This window comes from Cupriavidus sp. PET2-C1, from assembly GCF_054515855.1.
The window spans coordinates 229,918-249,766 of the sequence record NZ_JBTNRJ010000003.1; the positions used below are offsets into that span (position 1 = coordinate 229,918).

Annotated in this window: 16 protein-coding genes and 2 pseudogenes; 3 read left to right on the forward strand and 15 right to left on the reverse strand. The window is 60.0% G+C overall.

Going from position 1 to position 19,849, the window contains the following annotated elements; translation table 11 throughout:
• Window positions 1-14: 14 nt before the first annotated feature.
• From ACX12D_RS34775 to ACX12D_RS34810, 8 genes and pseudogenes are all read right to left on the reverse strand, one after another.
• Complete coding sequence (locus ACX12D_RS34775; RefSeq protein WP_459377188.1) at window positions 15-1,457, reverse strand: FAD-binding oxidoreductase; 1,443 nt, start codon at window positions 1,455-1,457, stop codon at window positions 15-17.
• Window positions 1,458-2,992: 1,535 nt separating this feature from the next.
• Window positions 2,993-3,334 carry a beta family protein gene (locus tag ACX12D_RS34780; protein WP_459377189.1) on the reverse strand — a complete coding sequence of 114 codons (342 nt, stop codon included), beginning with the start codon at window positions 3,332-3,334 and terminating at the stop codon, window positions 2,993-2,995.
• A gap of 197 nt (window positions 3,335-3,531) precedes the next feature.
• A pseudogene (locus ACX12D_RS34785) lies at window positions 3,532-4,261 on the reverse strand (IS6 family transposase).
• A 61-nt stretch (window positions 4,262-4,322) separates the two neighbouring features.
• The gene (locus ACX12D_RS34790; protein ID WP_459377190.1) at window positions 4,323-5,252 is read right to left on the reverse strand and encodes a LysR substrate-binding domain-containing protein; all 930 of its coding nucleotides are present in this window, start codon (window positions 5,250-5,252) and stop codon (window positions 4,323-4,325) included.
• Between the two features lie 84 nt (window positions 5,253-5,336).
• The gene (locus ACX12D_RS34795) at window positions 5,337-6,728 is read right to left on the reverse strand and encodes a M20 family metallopeptidase (RefSeq protein WP_459377191.1); all 1,392 of its coding nucleotides are present in this window, start codon (window positions 6,726-6,728) and stop codon (window positions 5,337-5,339) included.
• A gap of 65 nt (window positions 6,729-6,793) precedes the next feature.
• On the reverse strand, window positions 6,794-7,768 hold the full coding sequence (locus ACX12D_RS34800; protein WP_459377192.1) for a Bug family tripartite tricarboxylate transporter substrate binding protein: 975 nt from the start codon (window positions 7,766-7,768) through the stop codon (window positions 6,794-6,796).
• Between the two features lie 201 nt (window positions 7,769-7,969).
• Entirely contained in the window at window positions 7,970-8,863 is an 894-nt protein-coding gene (locus tag ACX12D_RS34805) for an NAD(P)-dependent oxidoreductase (RefSeq protein WP_459377193.1), read from the reverse strand.
• A gap of 42 nt (window positions 8,864-8,905) precedes the next feature.
• Entirely contained in the window at window positions 8,906-10,399 is a 1,494-nt protein-coding gene (locus tag ACX12D_RS34810; RefSeq protein ID WP_459377194.1) for an aldehyde dehydrogenase family protein, read from the reverse strand.
• A 258-nt stretch (window positions 10,400-10,657) separates the two neighbouring features.
• Between ACX12D_RS34810 and ACX12D_RS34815 the strand changes: the two genes are divergently transcribed.
• From ACX12D_RS34815 to ACX12D_RS34825, 3 genes and pseudogenes are all read left to right on the forward strand, one after another.
• A complete protein-coding gene (locus ACX12D_RS34815) occupies window positions 10,658-11,038 on the forward strand; it encodes a carboxymuconolactone decarboxylase family protein (RefSeq protein WP_459377195.1) in 381 nt (126 codons plus the stop codon).
• A 182-nt stretch (window positions 11,039-11,220) separates the two neighbouring features.
• A pseudogene (locus ACX12D_RS34820) lies at window positions 11,221-11,358 on the forward strand (group II intron reverse transcriptase/maturase); the annotation flags it as partial.
• Window positions 11,359-11,613: 255 nt separating this feature from the next.
• A complete protein-coding gene (locus ACX12D_RS34825) occupies window positions 11,614-11,949 on the forward strand; it encodes a carboxymuconolactone decarboxylase family protein (protein WP_459377196.1) in 336 nt (111 codons plus the stop codon).
• Between the two features lie 250 nt (window positions 11,950-12,199).
• Here the strand turns inward: ACX12D_RS34825 and ACX12D_RS34830 are convergent, their stop codons facing one another.
• The 7 genes from ACX12D_RS34830 to ACX12D_RS34860 all read right to left on the reverse strand — a co-directional run bounded on the left by ACX12D_RS34830 (window position 12,200) and on the right by ACX12D_RS34860 (window position 19,841).
• Window positions 12,200-13,588: an L-serine ammonia-lyase gene (locus ACX12D_RS34830; RefSeq protein ID WP_459377197.1), complete on the reverse strand. Its 1,389-nt coding sequence runs from the start codon at window positions 13,586-13,588 to the stop codon at window positions 12,200-12,202.
• A gap of 190 nt (window positions 13,589-13,778) precedes the next feature.
• Window positions 13,779-14,663 (reverse strand): VOC family protein, encoded by an 885-nt coding sequence (locus ACX12D_RS34835; protein WP_459377198.1) that lies wholly within the window; start codon window positions 14,661-14,663, stop codon window positions 13,779-13,781.
• A gap of 1 nt (window position 14,664) precedes the next feature.
• Window positions 14,665-15,513: a serine O-acetyltransferase EpsC gene (gene epsC / locus ACX12D_RS34840; RefSeq protein ID WP_459377199.1), complete on the reverse strand. Its 849-nt coding sequence runs from the start codon at window positions 15,511-15,513 to the stop codon at window positions 14,665-14,667.
• A 50-nt stretch (window positions 15,514-15,563) separates the two neighbouring features.
• Window positions 15,564-16,322, reverse strand: a complete 759-nt coding sequence (locus ACX12D_RS34845; protein ID WP_459377200.1) for an amino acid ABC transporter ATP-binding protein — start codon at window positions 16,320-16,322, stop codon at window positions 15,564-15,566.
• Between the two features lie 22 nt (window positions 16,323-16,344).
• Window positions 16,345-17,475, reverse strand: a complete 1,131-nt coding sequence (locus ACX12D_RS34850; RefSeq protein ID WP_459377201.1) for an amino acid ABC transporter permease — start codon at window positions 17,473-17,475, stop codon at window positions 16,345-16,347.
• Entirely contained in the window at window positions 17,472-18,728 is a 1,257-nt protein-coding gene (locus ACX12D_RS34855) for an ABC transporter permease subunit (protein ID WP_459377202.1), read from the reverse strand. Before ACX12D_RS34855 ends, ACX12D_RS34850 begins: the two co-directional genes overlap by 4 nt.
• Before the next feature lie 72 nt (window positions 18,729-18,800).
• On the reverse strand, window positions 18,801-19,841 hold the full coding sequence (locus ACX12D_RS34860; RefSeq protein ID WP_459377203.1) for a transporter substrate-binding domain-containing protein: 1,041 nt from the start codon (window positions 19,839-19,841) through the stop codon (window positions 18,801-18,803).
• Window positions 19,842-19,849 lie beyond the last annotated feature (8 nt).

The window sequence follows — 19,849 nt, forward strand, 5'->3', positions numbered from 1 at the left end:
GGAGCGTCGGCCGGCTATGCGGCGGTCTTGGCGGCGCTGTCCAGGGCCGGCAGCACCTTGCCGGGGTTGAGCAAGTTGCGGGGATCGAGCGCACGCTTGACCTTCCATGCGAGCTCGAGTTCGGTGCGGCTGCGTACCGCCAGCAGTTCGTCGCGCTTGGCCACGCCCACGCCATGCTCGGCGGAGATCGAACCAGCAAGCGCGGTGGCGGCGTCGTCGATGATGCGCGTGATGGCGCCGCCGTGGACCTGCAGGTAGGCTTCGGCCTCCGTCTGAGCCGGGCGCAGCGGGTTGAAGTGGACGTTGCCGTCACCCATGTGCCCGTAGACGATCATCCGGGTGCCGGGTGCTTGGTTCAACACCGCAGTGGTGGTGGACGCGATGAATCCGGGGATGCTCGATAGCGGCACGGAGACGTCGCAGCGCACGCTGCCGCGCGCCTGCGTCTGCGCATCGGAAATCTCCTCGCGGATCAGCCAGAAGTCGGCAGCCTGCCGATCGCTGGAAGCGAGCGCCGCGTCGGCGATCCAGCCATGTTCGCTTGCGTCGGCAAGCGCGGCGCAGAAGGCGTCGTCCGCGCTTGCCTGGTCGTCGGTCGTCGAGGATTCGACCAGCACGTACCAACCATGCGTGCTCGGCAAGGGCGAGGCCTGCCGGCCGAGATGCGCCAGCACCAGGTCCATCGCATCGGCGGAGATCAGTTCGAAGGCGGTGACGTCATTGCCGAGCCGCGCGCGGAGGTAGCCGAACAGGGAAAGTGCTGCCGCCGGGTCGGGGACGCCGAGGAAGGCCATGGATACCGAGCGGGGACGGGGAAAGAGCTTGAGCACGGCTGCCGTTATGATCCCCAGCGTGCCTTCGGTGCCGATGAACAGGTGCTTGAGGTCGTAGCCCGCGTTGTCCTTGCGCAAGGCGCGCAGCCCATCCCAGATCTCGCCATTGGGAAGTACTACCTCCAGCCCGAGCACCAGATCACGCATGTTGCCGTAGCGAAGCACCGCCGTGCCGCCGGCGTTCGTAGAGAGGTTGCCGCCAATCTGGCAGCTGCCTTCCGAGCCGATACGCAGCGGGAACAGGCTTCCTGCCTCCTCCGCGACACCGCGTGCTCGGTGCAGGGTCACCCCGGCCTCGAGCACCATGGTGGCGTTGACGGCGTCCACGGAGCGCACGCGGTTCAGGCGCGCCAGGCTGAGGATTAAGGACTGGCCACTGGCATCCGGCACGCTGCCGCCCAGCAGCGAAGTGTTGCCGCCTTGTGGCACGACGGAGATGCCCTGCTCATAGCAATAAGCCATGACTGCGCTGACTTCGGTCGTGCTGCCCGGCCGTGCCACCGCCAGTGCCTTGCCGCGGTAGACACGCCGGTAGTCGATTGCGTAGGGCTCGGCATCGGGACCAACCAGCAAATTGGCCGCGCCGACAATAGTGCTCAAGTGATCTAGGTGGTTTTGCGGCATGGTCACGCTCCGGCGTCTTGCTTTTTTGCGAGTAAGTTGAGTTGTATGGGGGTGGCCTTGATGTTCAGCGTTAAGTGACCGTACCCATTCCGATATGACACAAGCTTATTGCCAGATCGCCTAGCGCGATATGTACGATTAATAGGGATTCGCGTGGCCGCTTTCCGATGTTTTGCACAGTGGACCAGTGGCCGGGGGGGGGGGGGGCGAATCTGGCGGATGGACATCGAGGTGAGGGTTAGATGTCGCCTGATATGACGCCGTCGGAACGTCAGTTGGCCGGTGGTGCATTGCCCAGCGTTCTCAGGCTCCACGGACCCGCCCGCTAGTCAGTTGGCGACTCGCGCGCGATTCCCCTTGGGGTCGAGTACGCATGCGTGCATGAAGTCCCGTCTCCCGGCGAACTTCAGCCTTGTCATGAAAAGTGCCGAAATACTCACCAACGCTGTTGGTGGCGCGGGCAGATACGATGGACTACGTGGCTCAGGCAGCCGTCGTCGGTAGAGTTTGGACTTTCATCGCGCAGGTAATAGTCAGCGCGGCGCCGTAAGCGCCTATTGAGCTAGTGTTCGTTCATGTCGCCATTGGGTTCTGGACCGCATGCGCCGGTAGGCTGCCCAGAACAATACTCGCAATGGACGCCCAGCATCTCCTGCCATGATCGTCTCACAGCGCTCCGGGGCCAGATCAACTTTGACCCCGAGTTCTGCGGCTGCCGCGTAGCATAGGATGCGATCTCTTGTCACCCTGGTGCGCAATTGTTCGTCGATCACGGCGCACAGCATCTCCGGGTACGCTGTCGAATTGCCACATCTTGCCGCCTGTGTTGCACGGTGTTCCAGATGTCGGCTCAACGCGTGTACCTCCTGAAGAAGGTCTGCGAATGCCGATGCGGGATTCTGATTCTGCAAGGTCATGCTGAGAAGTACTGGGTGGCGGTAGCCTGGAAACTCGGGATATGCTCAGCGCGCGGACTTGAGCCGCGCGATGGTCCTAGGTGGGTCATAGCCTAGCAAGGACCAGTGCGCGTGAAGTCTACGTCGAGGACTTGTGCGTTGCCTACGTAGGATAAGTAGGACTGAACGCGAGCGACCACATTTCCCGATCAGGTAAGTACCACCGAGTTTCCGACGCAGGATAGGCACGCAATTTCGGGCGGGAAGCCGCCATGGGCCGACCCGCCAGCCGTAGTTCAGCGACGGGCTGGCGGGTCGGTTTCAACTGGAAGGCTTCCGGATTGTGAAACCAGACAGTGCTCGCCCGCATAGGCGGAGAGCATTCCGATTGCGCGGGGAATACTTCAGCAGCCTGCTAGCGCAGGATCGGGGCACGCAGCCGTTTCAATCGCCGTTGCCACGTAATGAGGTTGTGATACTTGGCAGCTTATGACCCCATTGAGGTGGTTCGCATCGGCGCTGTGAAGATGCGACATGACCTTACTCGCCCGGCGTGAATAAGGCTCCTTCTAGTATTGCGGGCTTTGAAGGCGATGGCGCGATATGACTGCCCCGGACCTTCGCTACGCCAGTCACGACTTACGTAATGTGATGTGACGTGTTGATCTGACGCCATATCTGCGCATTGCCCGGGTTGGTTCCATCGGTCACGTTGCTTTGGATGTACCGATCTGGCAGCGAGAAGTCGGCGCCTGCGAAGTGGCCGCTGTTGACGATCCTCTGGCACACGTCGGCCATGATGCGCGAATCCCCGCCGCCATGCTCTCCGCACACGACTAGCCAGTCAGTCGGGGTCGGAAGACCGCCCCCGCAGTAGCTGCCGTCGATTGAGCTTACGCCGCCAATCCTCTGCCAATTGAAATCGACCGACCCTTTGTCGGCCGATTTTGCGCTTGAGCGCTCAAGTTCAAGCCAATGCACGAACGCGACGTCGCCACAGTACCTGCCGGGTATTTCATGTCCTATTGCCCCTGCGCGCAGACCCCTCGCTCGGCGAAGGCGAAACAGTTGCCAAGCTCGATGGCGCGGATCTGCCGCACGGCCCGACATTCGACGCACACGGCGGCTCTGTCAACTTGCCGAAAGGGAGACAACGCAGTGGCAGGTTGCCCCACTGCTCAGGAAGCGGTTGACGGATTTTGGGCCGCTTCAGTGAATTCGTGCCAGATAGCGAATCTCGCAGCGAGCTGTTTGCGATAGAGTGAACCGCGCAGCAAATGACGCTTGAGCTCGAAATGCTGCCGGATCGGACCAAAGCTCAACAGGAAGGCCTGCGTGCGCTTCGAGTCGCGAAACCCACGCATGCGCCGCTCCCGTTCGCGAGTCGGCTGGTGGCTGTTCTCGGCCCGATTGCTCACGCGGGCGGCGGCCTTCACGAGCACGTGCTTGACGCTGGCCAGTTCTGGGATGTCGGCCATGGCGGCCGGGTAGCTGTGCAACTGGTCGGTGACGATCTTGCGCGGGGTCGGGTATGAACGCAGCACGCGCAGGAAGAAACGTTTGGCCGTGGCCTTGCCGCGCCGCTTCTGCAGCAGGATGTCGAGTTCGGCGCCATGCTCGTCGACTGCCCGCCACAGCAGATAGGGCTCGCCGCGCAACGGCACGAACATTTCATCCAGGTGCCACGTCCTGCCCGGCCCGCGCCGTGCGGCCTTGACGCGATGAGCATAGCCGGCGCCAAATTTGTCACACCGTCGGCGAATGGTAAGTCACAACCACACCGCGCTCGAACAGCAGTTCCTCAATGTCTCGCAGGCTCAGATTGAAACGGAAGCACCAGCACACCGCGCAGCTAATGATCGCCGCCGGGAAGCGGTGGCCATGATGGAGAGATTTCGCCTTCGTCATCGCGACATCTTACGCGAGCGGATCACCAACGTGACAAAGCCATCGGAACGGAAACTCCAAGTCAAGCGCTACCCTCCGCCGCCCCCTTTCGAAGCATCCGGCTATAGGAAATCAACATTTTGGCAAACTCCCCCGTGATAGGAGGCAACGGCACTGCAGTACGCTGCACAAGACATAGGTCCGCAGCGGGTATGGCCTCAGCAATGCGGATTTCCCTCAGTGCGTCCATAAATCCCTCCTGTTCGAGAGCAATTCTGGGAGCGAGAAACAACAAGTCTGTCCGTGACACGAGATTTAACGTGTCGTAGAGCGACTCCACAGTCACGACGATGTTCGGCGTCTCAAGCCCTGCGTTGTGAAACAAGTCGACGAGGCGGTTAGATGGTAGCCCAGCCTGTCCTGGTGGCCTCGTGTTGACCCACTCACAGTACACCAGAGCCTTGATACTCCGCGCCTTTTCCTTTGGATGTCCGAGCCTGCACACGATGACAGGGTCGGACTTGGTCAGCCTTGTACTTGTCAGGTCCGTCATGTCGGTTTTGCGCGATACGAGCGTCAACGCAAAATCGAGCCGTCCTTCTCGAATGCCAGACAACAGTGAGCTTGAGGGGCCGCTCGCCAGATGGACGGAGAAAGACGGAAATCTCTGACGGAATGCTCGTAGAACAGGAGGAACGACGCGTGCGAAGGCTTCAGACGACACGCCGACATTCATTGAACCGACCGGATTACCCTGGAAGCTCTGGAACTCCTGTTCCGTTCGCTCGCACTCACCGAGAATAATGCGTGAGCGCGCCAACAGCGCTTCGCCAGGTCCCGTCAGCACTATGCCGCGGTTTCCTCGCGCGAACAGGCTGGCGCCGAGCGACGCCTCCAACCTCTTAATCTGCTGTGTGAGGCCGCTTTGTGCCAGGTCCAGCGATCTGGCTGCCGCACGAATACTGCCGTGCTCAACGACGGCGACAAAAGCTCGAAGCTGGTCCAACGTCATGGCAGGGGATCTCTCGAAGTGCTCAACCTCATCAAGTGAACACCTTTCACTATCCCCTGTCAATCCCAGGGAACTACGCCTCAGTTACCGCCTTGGAAGACCCGCCTCTTCACCAAGGTCCCAATAGAGCCCTGTCATTATCTCCAGTCCTTCGCGCGTCACGCTGGTAAGCATGTGTTCATCCGGCCCATGCTGTGCGCAAGCGGGGTATGAATGAGGCACCCAGATAGTCGGGAGGCCGAGCACGTCAGCAAAGACGTCATTCGGCAGCGTACCGGCGAGGTTCGGAAGAATCGCCGGAAGCGTGCCCGTACTCAATTCGATGGAGCCAGCCACCCACTTCACCCACGGATGGTCAACATCCAGGCGCGTCGCGGCCCCACTCATCGTCACCTGGATAGCAACGCCCGCGAAGCCGCGTGCGTCAAGGTGGCTCCGTAGAATCGGTTCAAGGCCCTGCCACGGTGTGCCGACCACGAATCGCAACTGACAATGCGCCACGGCTGCGGACGGAATCGCATTGACTGGCCGTTGTGCCGAGCCAGCGCCAAGAGCGAGCACTTCCATTGTGTTCCACGCCACCAGCCGCTCAGCTGGCGATAGTCCTGGTTCGCCCCAACCTGGCGTAAATGGAGGGTCATCCTTTCCTCCGCCCAGTTCAATATCGGCCAACGCGGCCTTAACTGCAGGGGAAACTGCGGGGGGGAGCAACTCAGGCACCAGCATCTTCCCGCTTGCGTCGACGATTGTCGAAATGGCGTTGGCCAGAACTGTTGCCGGATTGGAAATCGCGCCGCCCCAGTTGCCGGAGTGGTACGCTCGTTCGCGGGCTTGGACGGACAGGCTGAAATTGACCATCCCTCTTGAGCCGAGAAATAATGTAGGCTGTTCCGCGCTGACTCGAGGGCCGTCGCAGCCAATGAAGAGGTCGGCATCCAGCTGAGCGGCATTGGCTTCGCAGAACTCGCTCAGCCCCGGAGAGCCTGCCTCCTCACCCATTTCCATCAGCACAATCACGTTGTAACCGAGCTTGCCGTTCCGTGCCGCCAGGGCGCATTCAAGGCCCGCGAGATTGATGCTGTGTTGCCCTTTATTATCGGCGGTCCCGCGGCCATACCAACGGTCTTCCTCGACTGCAAGCGTCCAGGGTCCGGAGCCCTTTCGCCAGCTCGCCTCTTGCCCGTTCACCACATCACCGTGCCCGTAAGTCAGCACTGTCAGCAGCGCTGGGTCTTCAATACGACGGCCGACGAGAAACGGACCGCCCTTGGCAACCGGGTTGGGAGCCACTGACACGTCAAAACCGAGACGCTGAAGCCACGGCACAATTTCGACATCGAAATAGTGCCCTAGCGTCGCAGGGTCCGCACCCACATCGCTTTCGGAACGAATGGAAACACGTCGGGAAAGGTCAGCAAAAAGCTGGCCGGATTCCAGATGATTGACCGCGGATTCAAGGGCGGCTGAACGGGACATATCGAACTCGTTTGGCTGTGGAGACGGGCCGTCCACGCCCGGACGGCAAAGAGACGACCTGTTGGTCAGTTCTGCATCATGTTATTGGCCTTAGCCACGGGCGTAAGCTTGGTGGTATCCGCCTTGACAGCTCCAATGTACTTCGCCGGGGCACCATACTCTGGTTCAAAACCAAGATGCACCAGTTTGTCCAGCAAAGCCGGGGCCGCCATGGTCTTCGCCAGCTCCGTCACAAGTTTTTGCTTTGCTGCAGCAGGAACCCCTTTGGGCGCCACAATGGCAAACCACGAATCCATGCGGAAGCCCGGAAATCCGCTCTCCGAGACCGTCGGCACGTTGGGGAGCATGGGGTTACGCTTCGGCCCAGTTACGGCAAGCGCCCGAACCTTTCCCCCCTTCACGGCTGCCACCGACGCGGGCACTGCATCGAAGCTCAGGGGAATTTGCCCACCCATCACGTCTGTCATGGCAGGAGCGCTGCCCTTGTACGGCACATGCAACACCTTTACGCCTGCGGCATTCCACAACATTTCACCAGCAAAATTGACCGTGGAGCCGGTCCCATGCGAGCCATACGAATAGGTCGATGGCTTTGCTTTGATGTCGGATAGTAATTGCGGCAGCGTCTGCGCCGCTACGCCATTGTTCGCCAGCAGTACCAGGGAATTGCTGCCCAGCATGCCGATTGGTTCGAAACTAGTGTCCGGGTTGTAGTTCAGTTTGGGATAGATAATCGGGTTCACCACGAAAGTCGTGGAGGTGCCCAGCAGCAACGTGTATCCATCAGGGGCCGAACGTGCGACGGTCTCCGCCCCGACAATCGTGGCCGCGCCTGGCTTGTAGTCAATTACCACCTGCTCTTTGAGGCGCTCGCTCAGCTGCACAGACACCAGACGTGCCACGGAATCGACGCTGCCGCCCGGAGGAAACGGGACCACGAGGCGGATAGGACGGTCGGGATACTCTGCCAACGCAGCGCCGCTCGACAGCATCGCAATGGAAAGGCCAATACAGGAAACGAGAATCCGTGGGAACGACATCTTTCACTCCTCAATGGGATGGTGATTGCATATGAGCTTCAGGGTTCGCCGTCCGGCATGGCCAGACGGTGGTTTGTGGAAAGAGACGCTGGGAATCGAAGCCGTATCCCCGGGTGATTACGCACCTCTATATGGATACGGCGCTAAAGCAAAAACCAATGCGAGGCATGCACCTTTTCGGAAGCGAATGCCTCAGGACACTCAGCCCTTGGCCGGCGACTTGTCGAGTTGGAAGTTAACGATACGGTTGAAATCCTCTCCGTCGGCCAGAGCAGAGGCGCTCGACTTCCAGATGTCACCAATGACAGCCACGGTCGGCAGGCTCAGACCAAGCGAATCCCCCAACGAGACGGCAAGATTCACGTCCTTGCGCATCAGTTGCATCGTGAAGCCCGAGCTGTATGTGTTGTTCAGAATGCGGCTCGGGTAATTGAAGAGCGTCACGCCACTGCGCCCCGAGCCGGCATTGACGGCCTCAATCAGTTGGTCAGTGGAGATTCCCGCAGCGTTGGCCAAACGGAAGGCCTCACTTGCCGTAACCAGGTGCGAAGCCGTCAGCAGGTTGTTGATGAGCTTCGCAACATGGCCGGCGCTGACACCACCGATATGGAAGCGCTTCGTTCCCAGTGCCGACAGAACTGGATCTGCGAAGGCCACGTCCTCCTCGGAACCGCCAATGAACATGGTGAGCTCGCCCTTCATGGCACCCGTCGGACCGCCGCTTACCGGCGCATCGACGTAGCGGAGTCCCTTCTCCTCCAACACAGCGGCCAGTTCGCGCGTAATTTGCGGGTCGGCAGTCGTCGTATCAATCAAGAGCGTGCCCGCGGCTGCATTGGCCAGCAAACCGTCCTCACCTTCCAGCACCGCGCGAACGATAGCCGAGGTGGGCAAAGACAGTACGACGGTCGAGCATGCTTTGGCCAGCTCAGGCAAGCTCGCCGCCAGCGGGATACCGGCTTCGCGTGCCATCGCACAGACCTGCTCCGACTTGTCGAGGCCGAGGACGGCATAACCCGAGCGTTGCAGCGTCAGGGCCATGCCGCGGCCCATATTGCCGAGGCCAATCACACCAACCGTCTTGAAGTTATCCATGGTAAGACCTAGTAGGAGAATAAGAAGTACGAGGAGCTACGTTCAGCAGCCTTCTGCAATCGGCACCCAGACGCTCTTCGTCTTGGTGTACTCATAGAGGCATTCGGCACCACTGGAGCGGCCATAGCCGCTGCTGTCATTGCCGCCGAATGGCGTAGCGACGTGCATGTCGCGATACATGTTTACCCAAAGCAGTCCCGCGTTGACTTGCGCCACAACGCGATGGGCACGCGCCACATCCCGCGTCCAGACTGCGCCGGCCAGTGCAAACTCACTGTCGTTGGCAATGGCAATCGCCTCAGCCTCGGTGTCGAACGGAATGGCCACCACAACAGGTCCGAATACCTCTTCACGGGCAATCCGCATGGCATTGTTGACATGCTTGAGCACGGTAGGCTTGACGTAGTAGCCTTGGCCAGTGACCTCGCTAACGCCGCCTGTGACCAGTTTTGCGCCCTCCGAAATCCCCATCTCCACCATGCGGTTGATACGGTCGAACTGAGCGCGATTATTGATGGGGCCACCATCGGCCGACTCATCGAGCGGATGACCGATCCGAAATTCGACAGTTGCATGCGCCACGGCGTCGACAAATTGGTCGTAGATGCGTCGCTGCACCAACAAGCGGGAGCCAGCGGCGCAGTTCTGGCCTGTGTTCGCGCATGCGGCGACAACCGCGGCGCGAGCAGCCCGAGCCAGGTTTGCATCGTCGAACACGATATTGGCCGACTTTCCACCCAGTTCCAGCAAGCAGGAAATTGGTCGTTGTGCCGCAGCCGCGTTCACCGCTCGCCCAGTCTGGGTAGAACCCACGAACACCACCTTCTTGACAATGGGATTGGAGATTGCAACGTCACCAATCGTCTTTCCCAACCCATTGACGACATTCAGCGTCCCGTCGGGCATTCCGGCCTCAAGAGCCAGCTTAGCCATGGCCAGCGCCGTCAACGGAGTGACTTCAGACGGTTTGAGCAGTACGCTGTTTCCCATCGCTAGGGCTGGAGCCACGTTCCAAGCCGCAAGATAGATTGGAGAGTTCCAAGGCGTGATGGCCAGAACAACGCCCAGGGGCTGACGCAGCGTGTAATTCAGCTGGCCGCCCGGCACTGGGATGACGTTGCCAAGAAACTTGTCAGTCCAGCCCGAGTAGTAGCGGAAAATCTCCACTACAGCAGAAACCTGGGCACGTGCCGCCTTAATTGCCTTACCGCTGGTGATGGCTTCCAGACGAGCCAGCGGCTCAGCATCCCGCTGAATCAACCTGCCGAGCTGTGCCAGCACTTCGCCGCGGCGTTGAGCAGAAAAGTCGGCCCATTGATTGTGCCCGGATTGGCAGCTCACAATGGCTGCGCGGACGATCTCGGCATTGGTATCGGCGAACTGCAGCAACGTCTGCTCGCTGGCGGGGTCGACCAACGGCAGTTCTGCACCATCACCCGACACCATTTCGCCGGCAATGTAGGAACCAATCGCTTCAGCACCGATTAGAGAAGCCACCAGCGAATTGAATTCCGACGAAGAGTTTTCCATGGTCATTGACCTTCCGAGAGGGGCAGCCGGTCAGTCCGGCCCGCCGATGTGAAGCTAGTCTATGAGTGGCTCGGCTCCCGCAGAAGATGCAAATTCTGTTCTCATGTTCACTTCAAGTTCTCACCGGGCTCAGACGGCGGCAGGTATCACTTTTCGTGAACATGAGAACTGCGCAGGCATCTTTCCTTCTACGTCGGCTCGCCGCAGACTTTGTGACGTCGGCTGGCATCCGCCGCCGGGACATCCAATGCAAAGGGAGCAAGCGTGAGCAAGGAACTATTTGACAAGGGTGAGCAGATTCGCTGTGAAGTACTGGGTGAGGAATATGTCGTCGCTTCGACCAAGGGCACCGACGCTTTCAGCGAACCGATGCGCGAGTTCGCCATCAAGAACCTGTGGGGCGACATCTGGAATCGCCCTGGCCTGGACCGCCGAGCCCGGAGCATCGGCGTTCTGTCGATTCTGACGGCCCAAGGCCGCACCGGCGAGCTGAAGACGCACATCCGCGCCGCATTGAACAACGGCGTAACGCGCGCCGAAATCGGCGAAATTTTCCTGCAGGCATCGATGTATTGCGGCATTCCCGCAGGTAGCGAAGCCACGCGCGTGGCCAAGCAACTCTTTGCAGAAATCGACGCCAACTGAAAAGACATGGCCAGTCACGACTTCTGCTCTTGCTCCGACACAGAGGACCTTGCCTACGAGATGGCGGCGTGGCGGCAAGCGCGGCATAGACAGCCCGAGCTAGCGTTTGAAGGACGACAGACTGCAGCTTTCGTTGAGAGAGCTTCGCGAATGGGGCTACGCCGTGGTCGAAGAAGTGAGCGGTAACGGCGTTGCGCGACTGGCTGAAGGTACACTGGCCGAGTGTCAAGGCGGCGCTGCTGACCAGCCAATACATCCCGCAGGAAGTGCGAGAGGTGGACATCCCAAAGCCTGCGGGCGGGGTCAGGAAACTGGGCATCGCGCAGAATCAACCGTCCGAGTGCTGCGAGGACTTCCCCCCTACGCTGGCGACAAGGAAGGCCAGATCGCCTGCCCCTTGTGGTGTCGGCTCAACAACGCGGCACCCACACCCGAACTCGATGCATCCGAATTTTCGAACAAAACCCGCTCGTCGGACGGATCAACGAGCACAAGTTCTGCCAAGTTGCCCCGCACTAGCTCACCATAGATGTAGGATCCGATTGCATCGAGCTTACCGACCAGCCGCTCCACCAATGACTCGAAGCTGCATTCTCGCGTATCTATGTCTCGAACCGATACTTTCAGCGAGCCTATGCGCGAGTTTGCAATCCAGAACCTGTGGGGTGACATCTGGAGTCGGCCCGGCCCTGGATCACCACGCACGAAACATCGGTGTGCTGTCAATCCTGACGGTCCGAGGTCGCACCGGTGAGCTAAAGATGCACGTCCGCGCAGCATTGAACATCGGGCTCGCTCGAGCCGAGATCGCTGAGATCTTCCTGCACGCATCGATGTCCTGCGGCATCCCAGCAGGTAGCGATGCCACGCGAGTGGCAAAACTGTACTTCGCAGAGCTCGATGCGCACTGATTGACATTGACGACGTCGTTGAATTTCTGCTAACTGGCGCTTGCTATTGGTGCACGTTACTTGATCAATGCTTCCCCACCCGGCGCCAAGCTTGTCGGGGCGAAGGGGCATGGGCTTGTTCGATGCCCGCAGCACTTTGTGCCGTTCTGGGTGGCCCACCCGGCTCTGCCTTGGCGAGTTGCTTTGAAGAAGCCTTGCATCTTCCGGTAACGAGAGGAACCGGAAGCAACCTCCTCAACGATCTCGCCCGTCAGCATTCGACAATATTGACTGCCAAGCCGCCACGCGAAGTCTCTTTGTATTTGGTCAGCATGTCGGCGCCCGTCTCGCGCATTGTCTTGATGACTTTGTCCAGACTCACGTGATGCGCGCCATCTCCGTGCATCGCCATGCGGGCAGCGTTGATCGCCTTAACGGAGGCTACGGCATTCCTCTCGATGCACGGTATCTGCACCAGGCCACCAACCGGATCGCACGTCAGACCAAGATGATGCTCCATGCCAATCTCGGCTGCGTTCTCGACCTGCTCGGGATTTCCGCCGAGCACGGCGCACAATGCCCCTGCCGCCATCGAACAGGCCACGCCCACTTCTCCTTGGCAGCCGACCTCAGCTCCCGAAATCGATGCATTCTCCTTATACAGAATCCCGATCGCTGCCGCAGTTAGAAGAAAGTCAACTATGCCATCGTCGGAAGCGCCAGGCACGAACTGCACGTAGTACTTGAGCACTGCAGGGATAATGCCCGCCGCACCATTGGTGGGCGCAGTTACGACACGGCCGCCAGCAGCGTTCTCCTCGTTCACGGCCAAGGCGAACATGTTAACCCAGTCCATCACCACCAATGGATCGTCGGTGCGCCCAACGCCCGATTCAAGGCGCTTGGCCAGGGCCGCCGCCCGTCGCCGAACCTTGAACCCGCCCGGAAGCACGCCCTCGGTTCGGCAACCACGATCGATGCAAGCGCGCATGACAGCCCATATGTGCAGCAATCTGGTTCGTGTCTGCGCATCTGATCGCCAGTGCCGCTCGTTGCGCCGCATAACCTCTGCGATACTGCAGTCGAGGTGAGTCGCCTGTGCCAGCAGTTCCTGTCCTGAGCGGAATGGGACCGGCAGCACAGTCACGTCCGGTGCGACTCTCTTCTGCTTGCTTCCGTCCACGGCTACCTGTTCGCTGACGATGAAGCCTCCGCCCACAGAGTAGTACGTCCGCTCCAGAATTGTGCCACCGGCCCCAGACAGCGCCGTAAAGCGCATGCCGTTGGCGTGGAATGGCAGCGTCTCACGCCGATAGAAAATCAGGTCTTCTTCTTCCTTGAATGTGAGACGTGTGCCCCCCTCCAAGGAGATCGATTCGCTCGCACGGATTTCCTCGAGATAGCGGGGTATCCGTTCAACGTCGATCGTGTCAGGTTCGTGGCCAGCGAGGCCCAGCAGCACGGCCTTGTCGGTGCCGTGTCCTTTGCCGGTAGCCCCAAGCGAGCCAAACATCTCAGCGCGGATACGGCAAGCTTCGCTGCTGCCTGCCTCTCCACGCAGGGCGTGCGTGAACATCCGGGCGGCACGCATGGGCCCCACGGTGTGCGAACTCGATGGCCCGATGCCGATCTTGAAAAGGTCAAATACACTGACTGCCACGAATTACTCTCCGATGCGTTGATCAGTACCTAGCGTGCCTGAAGGATGAACGAGCCGTCGTTACCAAGCAACGGCATCGGAAGTGAATTTCCGTTGACCGCAAGACAACACTCCGGCCCCTCTCATTGCGACATGTGGTGACGGTTGCCAGGCGCGGCATTGAGGGTCGAGACGGTTTGCCGCCCGTCCACTACGCGCCGAATTCCATGATGACATTGCCGCATTGTTCCGGCGAGATGAGCCAGGTGTCGCGGGCACTTCGCAGGACGTCAACGCCATTTGACTGCCAAAGGCTCTCCAGTACCGCTGGGGCTTGGCTTTTGACAGTCAGGCCGATGCCATGCGGTTGCGTATCGCCCTTCCAATCCGGCATGGGTACGGAGCCGTAGTAGTCTGCAGCCGCACGCGGTGACAGGATGCGAATCAGGCCGCAGCCGGTGTCGGCTTCGACGATGTCCTTGGACTGGGCAACGCGCGCCTCGCCGTAGAAAGCGATGTAGCGCTGGGCCAGATCCCGCGGCCGCTCAGCCAGATAGGTAACGGCCGTCACGGCAACCACGCCGTTGGGGTGGTCTTGCCATGCCGGCACCCAAATCAGTTCGGGCCGATGCTGGTGGCAGATGAAATTCGACACGTCGCGCTGCTCTTCGTTCAGAAAGAGCCCTAAGGAGACGACGGCGACGTCCGGCGTGCCATCCGGCTTTGTCATGTTGCGCCGGAAGTCGATCAGGCCTTGCGATTGCAAGCCGCTTTCGACAAGCGCTGCATGGTCGGCGCGGGCATCTTTGCTATGCAACGCCACCAGCCCCAGCCCTTCGACACGGTCGGTGAATTTCCCGACGTTGCGGCCGTAGCAGAAGCCATTGACTGAATTCGTTCCAAACTTCGAGGGATCGTTGACGGCGATGATCTCGATGAAGTTGTCCTTGAACATCAACAGCGACAGCGTTGTGCCCCACGGGTGATACCCGACGGGATTGGGCGTGAATCCGAGGTTCTTGAACTGCTCGCGCACGCGATCAAAGTCGCGAACGGTAACGACCGGATGATCGATACCAAATCTGACGTTAGCCATCTCAACCCTCCTGGACAGTCGTTGCGCGTTTCACGGTCTCGTCAATCGCATCGAGCCGCTCTGGCACCCTTCCCACCTCCCTGGCCGGAACACCGGCAACCACGCGGCCTGGCGCAACAGGCTTCAACACCACACTGCCGGCGGCGATAATGGCGCCTTCGCCAATCTCGATGTTGCCAAGCACCGTGGCACCCGCGCAGACGGTAGCGTTTCGGCGGACTTTTGGATGGCGGTCCCCGCCCTGGGTCAGAGTACTGCCGAGGGTAACGCCGTGCCACATGTTCACGCCGTCCTCGATGACGGCGGTCGAGCCGATCACGATACCCATGCCATGATCAAAAAAGACGCCATCGCCAATGCGCGCGGCCGGATGGATGTCCATGGCGTAGTGGATGGCGCCCCAGTTCTGAAGGAGAACTGCCAACGCCTCCTGATCATCGCCCAGCAAGGCATGGTTGAGCCGGTATAGCTGCAGCCCTTGGAAACCTCGGAAGCTAAGAAAGCCCGTAAGAAGATCCGGGCAAGCTGGGTTCACCGCCTCCAGCTTCTCAAGATCCAATGCAGCCGACACCGCGATCTCCGGATGCGACTGCAGCACTTGCTCGAAAAGAGGACCCAGGCGCAGCGCCGGCGGCGTAACGTTGGCAAGTGACCGTGCGAGCATCGCGCCGAGGGCGCTCGCGAAGGACGGATGCTGGAGGATCGATGCCACCAGTGTCTCGGCAAGGCTCGGGCACGCTCTTGACAAAGTCTTGGCCTGCTCGGTCAACCTGTGCCAGAGTGCAGTCGACTTTTGGTCGTCGACAATTGTCGCAGCCATTGGGTTCATTCCTGAAACTTTCATGATCATTTGATGACGATCTCATCCCTTGGGGAGTTCGTCTGCGGTGTGTTGTTCATTCAATGCTTGAGTACCCTGGAGAGGAACAGCCGAGTGCGTTCCTCCTTGGGCGAGTCGAAGATCTGTTCAGGCGCCCCCTGCTCCAGGATCTTCCCCTGGTCGACAAAGACGACGCGATTGGCAACCTCTCTCGCAAAGCCCATCTCGTGGGTCACGATCATCATCGTCATGCCTTCGGCCGCCAGCTCGCGCATGACGTCCAGCACTTCCCCGACCATTTCCGGATCGAGCGCCGACGTGGGCTCATCGAACAGCATGACGTGCGGCTCCATTGCCAGTGCTCTGGCGATGGCGACGCGCTGCTGCTGCCCCCCAGAAAGTTGTGAGGGAAACTTCGTTGCGTGGTCCTTCAGGCCAACGCGCTCGAGCAATCGACGCCCCATCGCCTCGGCCGCTTCCTTGCTCTTGCCGCGCACCCGTATGGGCGCGAGCGAAACGTTCTCCAGCACCGTCTTGTGTGGAAACAGGTTGAATTGCTGGAAGACCATGCCAACGCCCTTGCGGACCTCATTCAAGCGCTTGTCTTCACTGAGTTCCCGCTCGGCCTCGCATGGCATTTCGCACCCGTCGACAACGATGCGCCCCTCCTGAAACGCTTCGAGGCCGTTCACGCACCGTATCAACGTCGACTTGCCTGAACCGCTGGCGCCGATGATGACGAGTACCTCGCCTCTTGCCACCGAAAGGTCAACGCCACGCAAGACTTGAACAGGGCCAAAGGATTTCTTGACCGACTCGATCTCGACAATGTTGTTCATGGGATACCTAAAGGATGTTGGGTTAGCGGTGGCCAATTGCCATCCGCGCTTCCAGGCGTCTCGCGCCGAATGTGATCACCGAAGCCACAGCGAGATAGACGAGAAACATGAAGGCGTACAATTCGTAGGTCCGACCGCCAGACTGTGGATTGACTAGCACCATCTGGCCGGCCCGAAGAAAATCCGTCAGGCCGATGATGAATAGCAAAGGCACGTTGTTGAAGATATCGAGCACGTTGCCGACCAGTGCTGGCATGACGACGCGGAACGCTTGGGGCAGCACCACGTCACGGCTGATCTGCGCTGGCGACAGTCCCAGCGATTGAGCGGCCTCTATTTGCCCGCGCGGAACGCTCTGCAGCCCGCTGCGTACGTACTCCGCAACATAGGCCGCGAAGAACAGCGTGAAGCCAAGCAGCCCCCGCACCAGGTCCGGCATGGCATTCTGTGGCGACACCAGCGGGGCAATGATCCAGACCCAGTAGACGATCAGAATCAGTGGCAGTGAACGCATCACCTCGATGTAGCCGGTGCAGATAATGCGTGCGCTTGCGAATCGGCTGCGGCGCCCAAGCGCCAGGCCGATGCCCAACGGCACGCTCAATATCGCGGCCAGCAATGTAAAAAGTACCCCCATCAGCAAGCCGCCCCAATGCTCGGTGCCGGCCGGCGCCAGCAACGCGCCGATGGAGAGCAAGGCGAGCAGCCAGGCCACACCAACCATCTTGCGCAGTGATGGCCAGACGTCGACGGCTAGCCAACCTGCAAGACCCACGACGACGCAACCCAGCGCGCATGCCAGTTGAAAGCTGCCCGTGAACGCGCATCCCGCGGCTGCTAGCGCAGCGATGTCTACGCCAATGCCAAGCACTCGGCGACGCGCACATGTGACCAGCGCGACCGTCATGCCGCTGACCAAGGCGAGGATGCCGGTGGCGAGCCAGGGCTGAATCGCCATCTCGCTGGGGAGGGTGCCAACCATGAGGACGCGCAGATTGTCGCCAACCACGTGCCATTGCGCCTGGGTGATGGCCCAGTTGCCGACACTGAACAGCATCCACAGGCACAGCGGAATGAAGAGGATCGACAACGCCGTGTCAAAGGGCGTCGCCAACAAGTTGCGCCGTACCCAGCGCGGAAATGCAGCAGTCATCGCGATGCTCCCGCCAGAAGAAGTCGTCTGTTGACAAAATTGACCACGAAACTGATTGTCCAACTGAGCACAAGATAGGCAAGCATCACCACGATCACGCCTTCAAGATTGCGGCCAGACGTATTGGCTACGGTGCCATAGACATTGAAGAGATCGGAGAAGCCGATGGCAATACCGAGCGAGGTGGTCTTGGCCAGGCTGATGTACTGGTTTCCGAAAGCGGGCAGCACCACGCGGAACACTTGTGGAATGACAACGTCCCGGAAGGCATAGCGCCTGGACAGCCCCAGTGCCGCCGCAGCTTCCCATTGTCCTTTCGGCAAAGCCAATATGGCGCCGCGGACGATTTCCGCAATGAATGCTGCGGTGTAGACGCTGAGCCCAAGGAACAATGCCGCGAACTCAGGACTGGCCCCCACACCGCCCACCACCAGGAACCCATCAACGTGCGGGGTGGTAACGGTCAACGGAAAGCCCTGTGCGATGGCAGCAACCACTGCGGCTGCGCTCAAGGCGAGGAATAGATGCCCTATTCGCTGCACCTTGCGTGCAGCGAATGCCGCTAGCGAGAAGGCAGCGCCCGCAAACAAGCTCCACAGAGCACCATTCGACGCATGTTCGGCCAGCGCTACCGCCGGCACGTAAAGCCCCTGCTTGCTGAACAGAATCCCACCAAACCAACGCGAAGCGTCTGTCAGGGCGGGCATCTGCAAGACCACGGCGAAGTACCAGAAGACCAACTGGATGAGCATTGGCGTGTTGCGCGCCAACTCAACAAAGCCGAAGCTCAACTGGCGAACAAGCCAATTGTGCGAGATACGCGCCATGCCTACCAGTAGGCCGAGCACCGTAGCAAGGACGATGGACACCGCGGCCGTCTTGATGGTGTTGTAGAAGCCGGCCAGCAACGCTTGCGCGTTGGTATCGGCAGCGGTGAACGAGCGTATCCCATTCCACGTGACAATATAGCCCTCGCTGATATCGAAGTTGGCTGCCTGCCTCAAGAAGCCCATGTCGAAGCCAATGCCGTTGCGCGCCAGGCCCGCACGCACACTCAGTGCGAGCCAAGCGACCAAGGCCAAGGCCGCCAAGACGATTCCCGCCTGCTTGGCGAACTTGACTACGCGCAAGCTTAGGCGAGTTGACGTTGACAGTCCGGGACGCGGAGACAATGCGGCTAGGGAGGTCATTTCAGCTGCCGCGTTGGGTGGCGCGGACGGTTCCACCGACGTCGGATTCACGATTCGATTCATGGCGGCTTCTGAGGTACGGTTCTCGTTCGGTGCGGGCATTGAACCCGCACGCTTGCGGGGTTCTGCGGGATATCAGATCCAAGGAGGGGAATACAGTGCACCGCCCTGGCTCCAAGGGGCATTGAGGGTGCCCTTGCGATCGATGAAGGTCGATGTCTTGGGGCCAAGATTGCGCTCATAGATCTCGCCGAAGTTGCCTACCTGACCGATGACCTTGCTGACGAAATCGACGGGCAGGCCGAAATCCGGCCCAAAGCTGCCATTTACACCAAGGAACTTCTGCACGAAGGGATCTTGGCTCTTTCTCGACGCATCCAGATTCTTCGCGTCGATCTTGTACTCCTCTGCCTGGAAAGTGGCGAAGACAATCCAGCGCAGAGCGTTGCGCCAACGAGAGTCGTTCGCGACCGTGAAGCCGGCAAAAGGAGACTTGTCCAACGTCTCCGGCAGGATCGTGTAGTCGGCGGGGTTGGGCGCGTTGGCCTTCCACGTGGCGAGAGCGGATCGATCGGTACTCATGCCTTGGCATCGACCGGACTCCATGGCGGCGAATAGTTTCTCCAGGTTCTCATAGGTGAGTACCTTCGTCGAAGGACTCCAGCCCTGGGACTTGATGTAGCCCGAGAGTGTCTGCTCCGTCGCCGATCCTTGAGTCGTGCAGATGGTGGCGCCATTGAGTGCCTTGACACTCTGAATCTTGTTGCCCTTGACCATGATTCCGTTGCCGTCGTAGAAATAGATGGGCAGGAAGTCCACTGCCACCGCCGATTCGCGCGCAGGCTTGAGCGTCGTGTGGGCAAACACGACATCCACTTGATTGGTCTGCACCGCATTGAAGCGGCTCTTGTCGGTCACCACCACGTACTTCACCTTCTTCGCATCGCCCAGCACCGCGGCGGCCACCGCCTTGCAGAGATCCACGTCCATGCCGGTCATCTCGCCGGTCTTGGTGTTGAGATATCCAAAGCCAGGGGCGGCATTATCGGTTCCGCAGTTCAGTACGCCCCGCGCCTTAACCGTGTCGAGTACGGAAGTTGCTGCGCTAGCGTGGCCTGCAGCAAAGCAGATCGCACTGGCTACAGCGGCTTGGCAGAGAACGGCAAAGTGTTTCATCTGGTTCC

What these genes read in the sequence shown, in the direction of transcription:
- ACX12D_RS34775 (WP_459377188.1), bottom strand. Translation starts at nt 1,457, where the DNA reads ATGCCGCAAAACCACCTAGATCACTTGAGCACTATTGTCGGCGCGGCC.
- ACX12D_RS34790 (WP_459377190.1), bottom strand. Translation starts at nt 5,252, where the DNA reads ATGACGTTGGACCAGCTTCGAGCTTTTGTCGCCGTCGTTGAGCACGGC.
- ACX12D_RS34795 (WP_459377191.1), bottom strand. Translation starts at nt 6,728, where the DNA reads ATGTCCCGTTCAGCCGCCCTTGAATCCGCGGTCAATCATCTGGAATCC.
- ACX12D_RS34800 (WP_459377192.1), bottom strand. Translation starts at nt 7,768, where the DNA reads ATGTCGTTCCCACGGATTCTCGTTTCCTGTATTGGCCTTTCCATTGCG.
- ACX12D_RS34805 (WP_459377193.1), bottom strand. Translation starts at nt 8,863, where the DNA reads ATGGATAACTTCAAGACGGTTGGTGTGATTGGCCTCGGCAATATGGGC.
- ACX12D_RS34810 (WP_459377194.1), bottom strand. Translation starts at nt 10,399, where the DNA reads ATGACCATGGAAAACTCTTCGTCGGAATTCAATTCGCTGGTGGCTTCT.
- ACX12D_RS34825 (WP_459377196.1), top strand. Translation starts at nt 11,614, where the DNA reads ATGACTCGAAGCTGCATTCTCGCGTATCTATGTCTCGAACCGATACTT.
- ACX12D_RS34835 (WP_459377198.1), bottom strand. Translation starts at nt 14,663, where the DNA reads ATGGCTAACGTCAGATTTGGTATCGATCATCCGGTCGTTACCGTTCGC.
- epsC (WP_459377199.1), bottom strand. Translation starts at nt 15,513, where the DNA reads ATGATCATGAAAGTTTCAGGAATGAACCCAATGGCTGCGACAATTGTC.
- ACX12D_RS34845 (WP_459377200.1), bottom strand. Translation starts at nt 16,322, where the DNA reads ATGAACAACATTGTCGAGATCGAGTCGGTCAAGAAATCCTTTGGCCCT.
- ACX12D_RS34850 (WP_459377201.1), bottom strand. Translation starts at nt 17,475, where the DNA reads ATGACTGCTGCATTTCCGCGCTGGGTACGGCGCAACTTGTTGGCGACG.
- ACX12D_RS34855 (WP_459377202.1), bottom strand. Translation starts at nt 18,728, where the DNA reads ATGAATCGAATCGTGAATCCGACGTCGGTGGAACCGTCCGCGCCACCC.
- ACX12D_RS34860 (WP_459377203.1), bottom strand. Translation starts at nt 19,841, where the DNA reads ATGAAACACTTTGCCGTTCTCTGCCAAGCCGCTGTAGCCAGTGCGATC.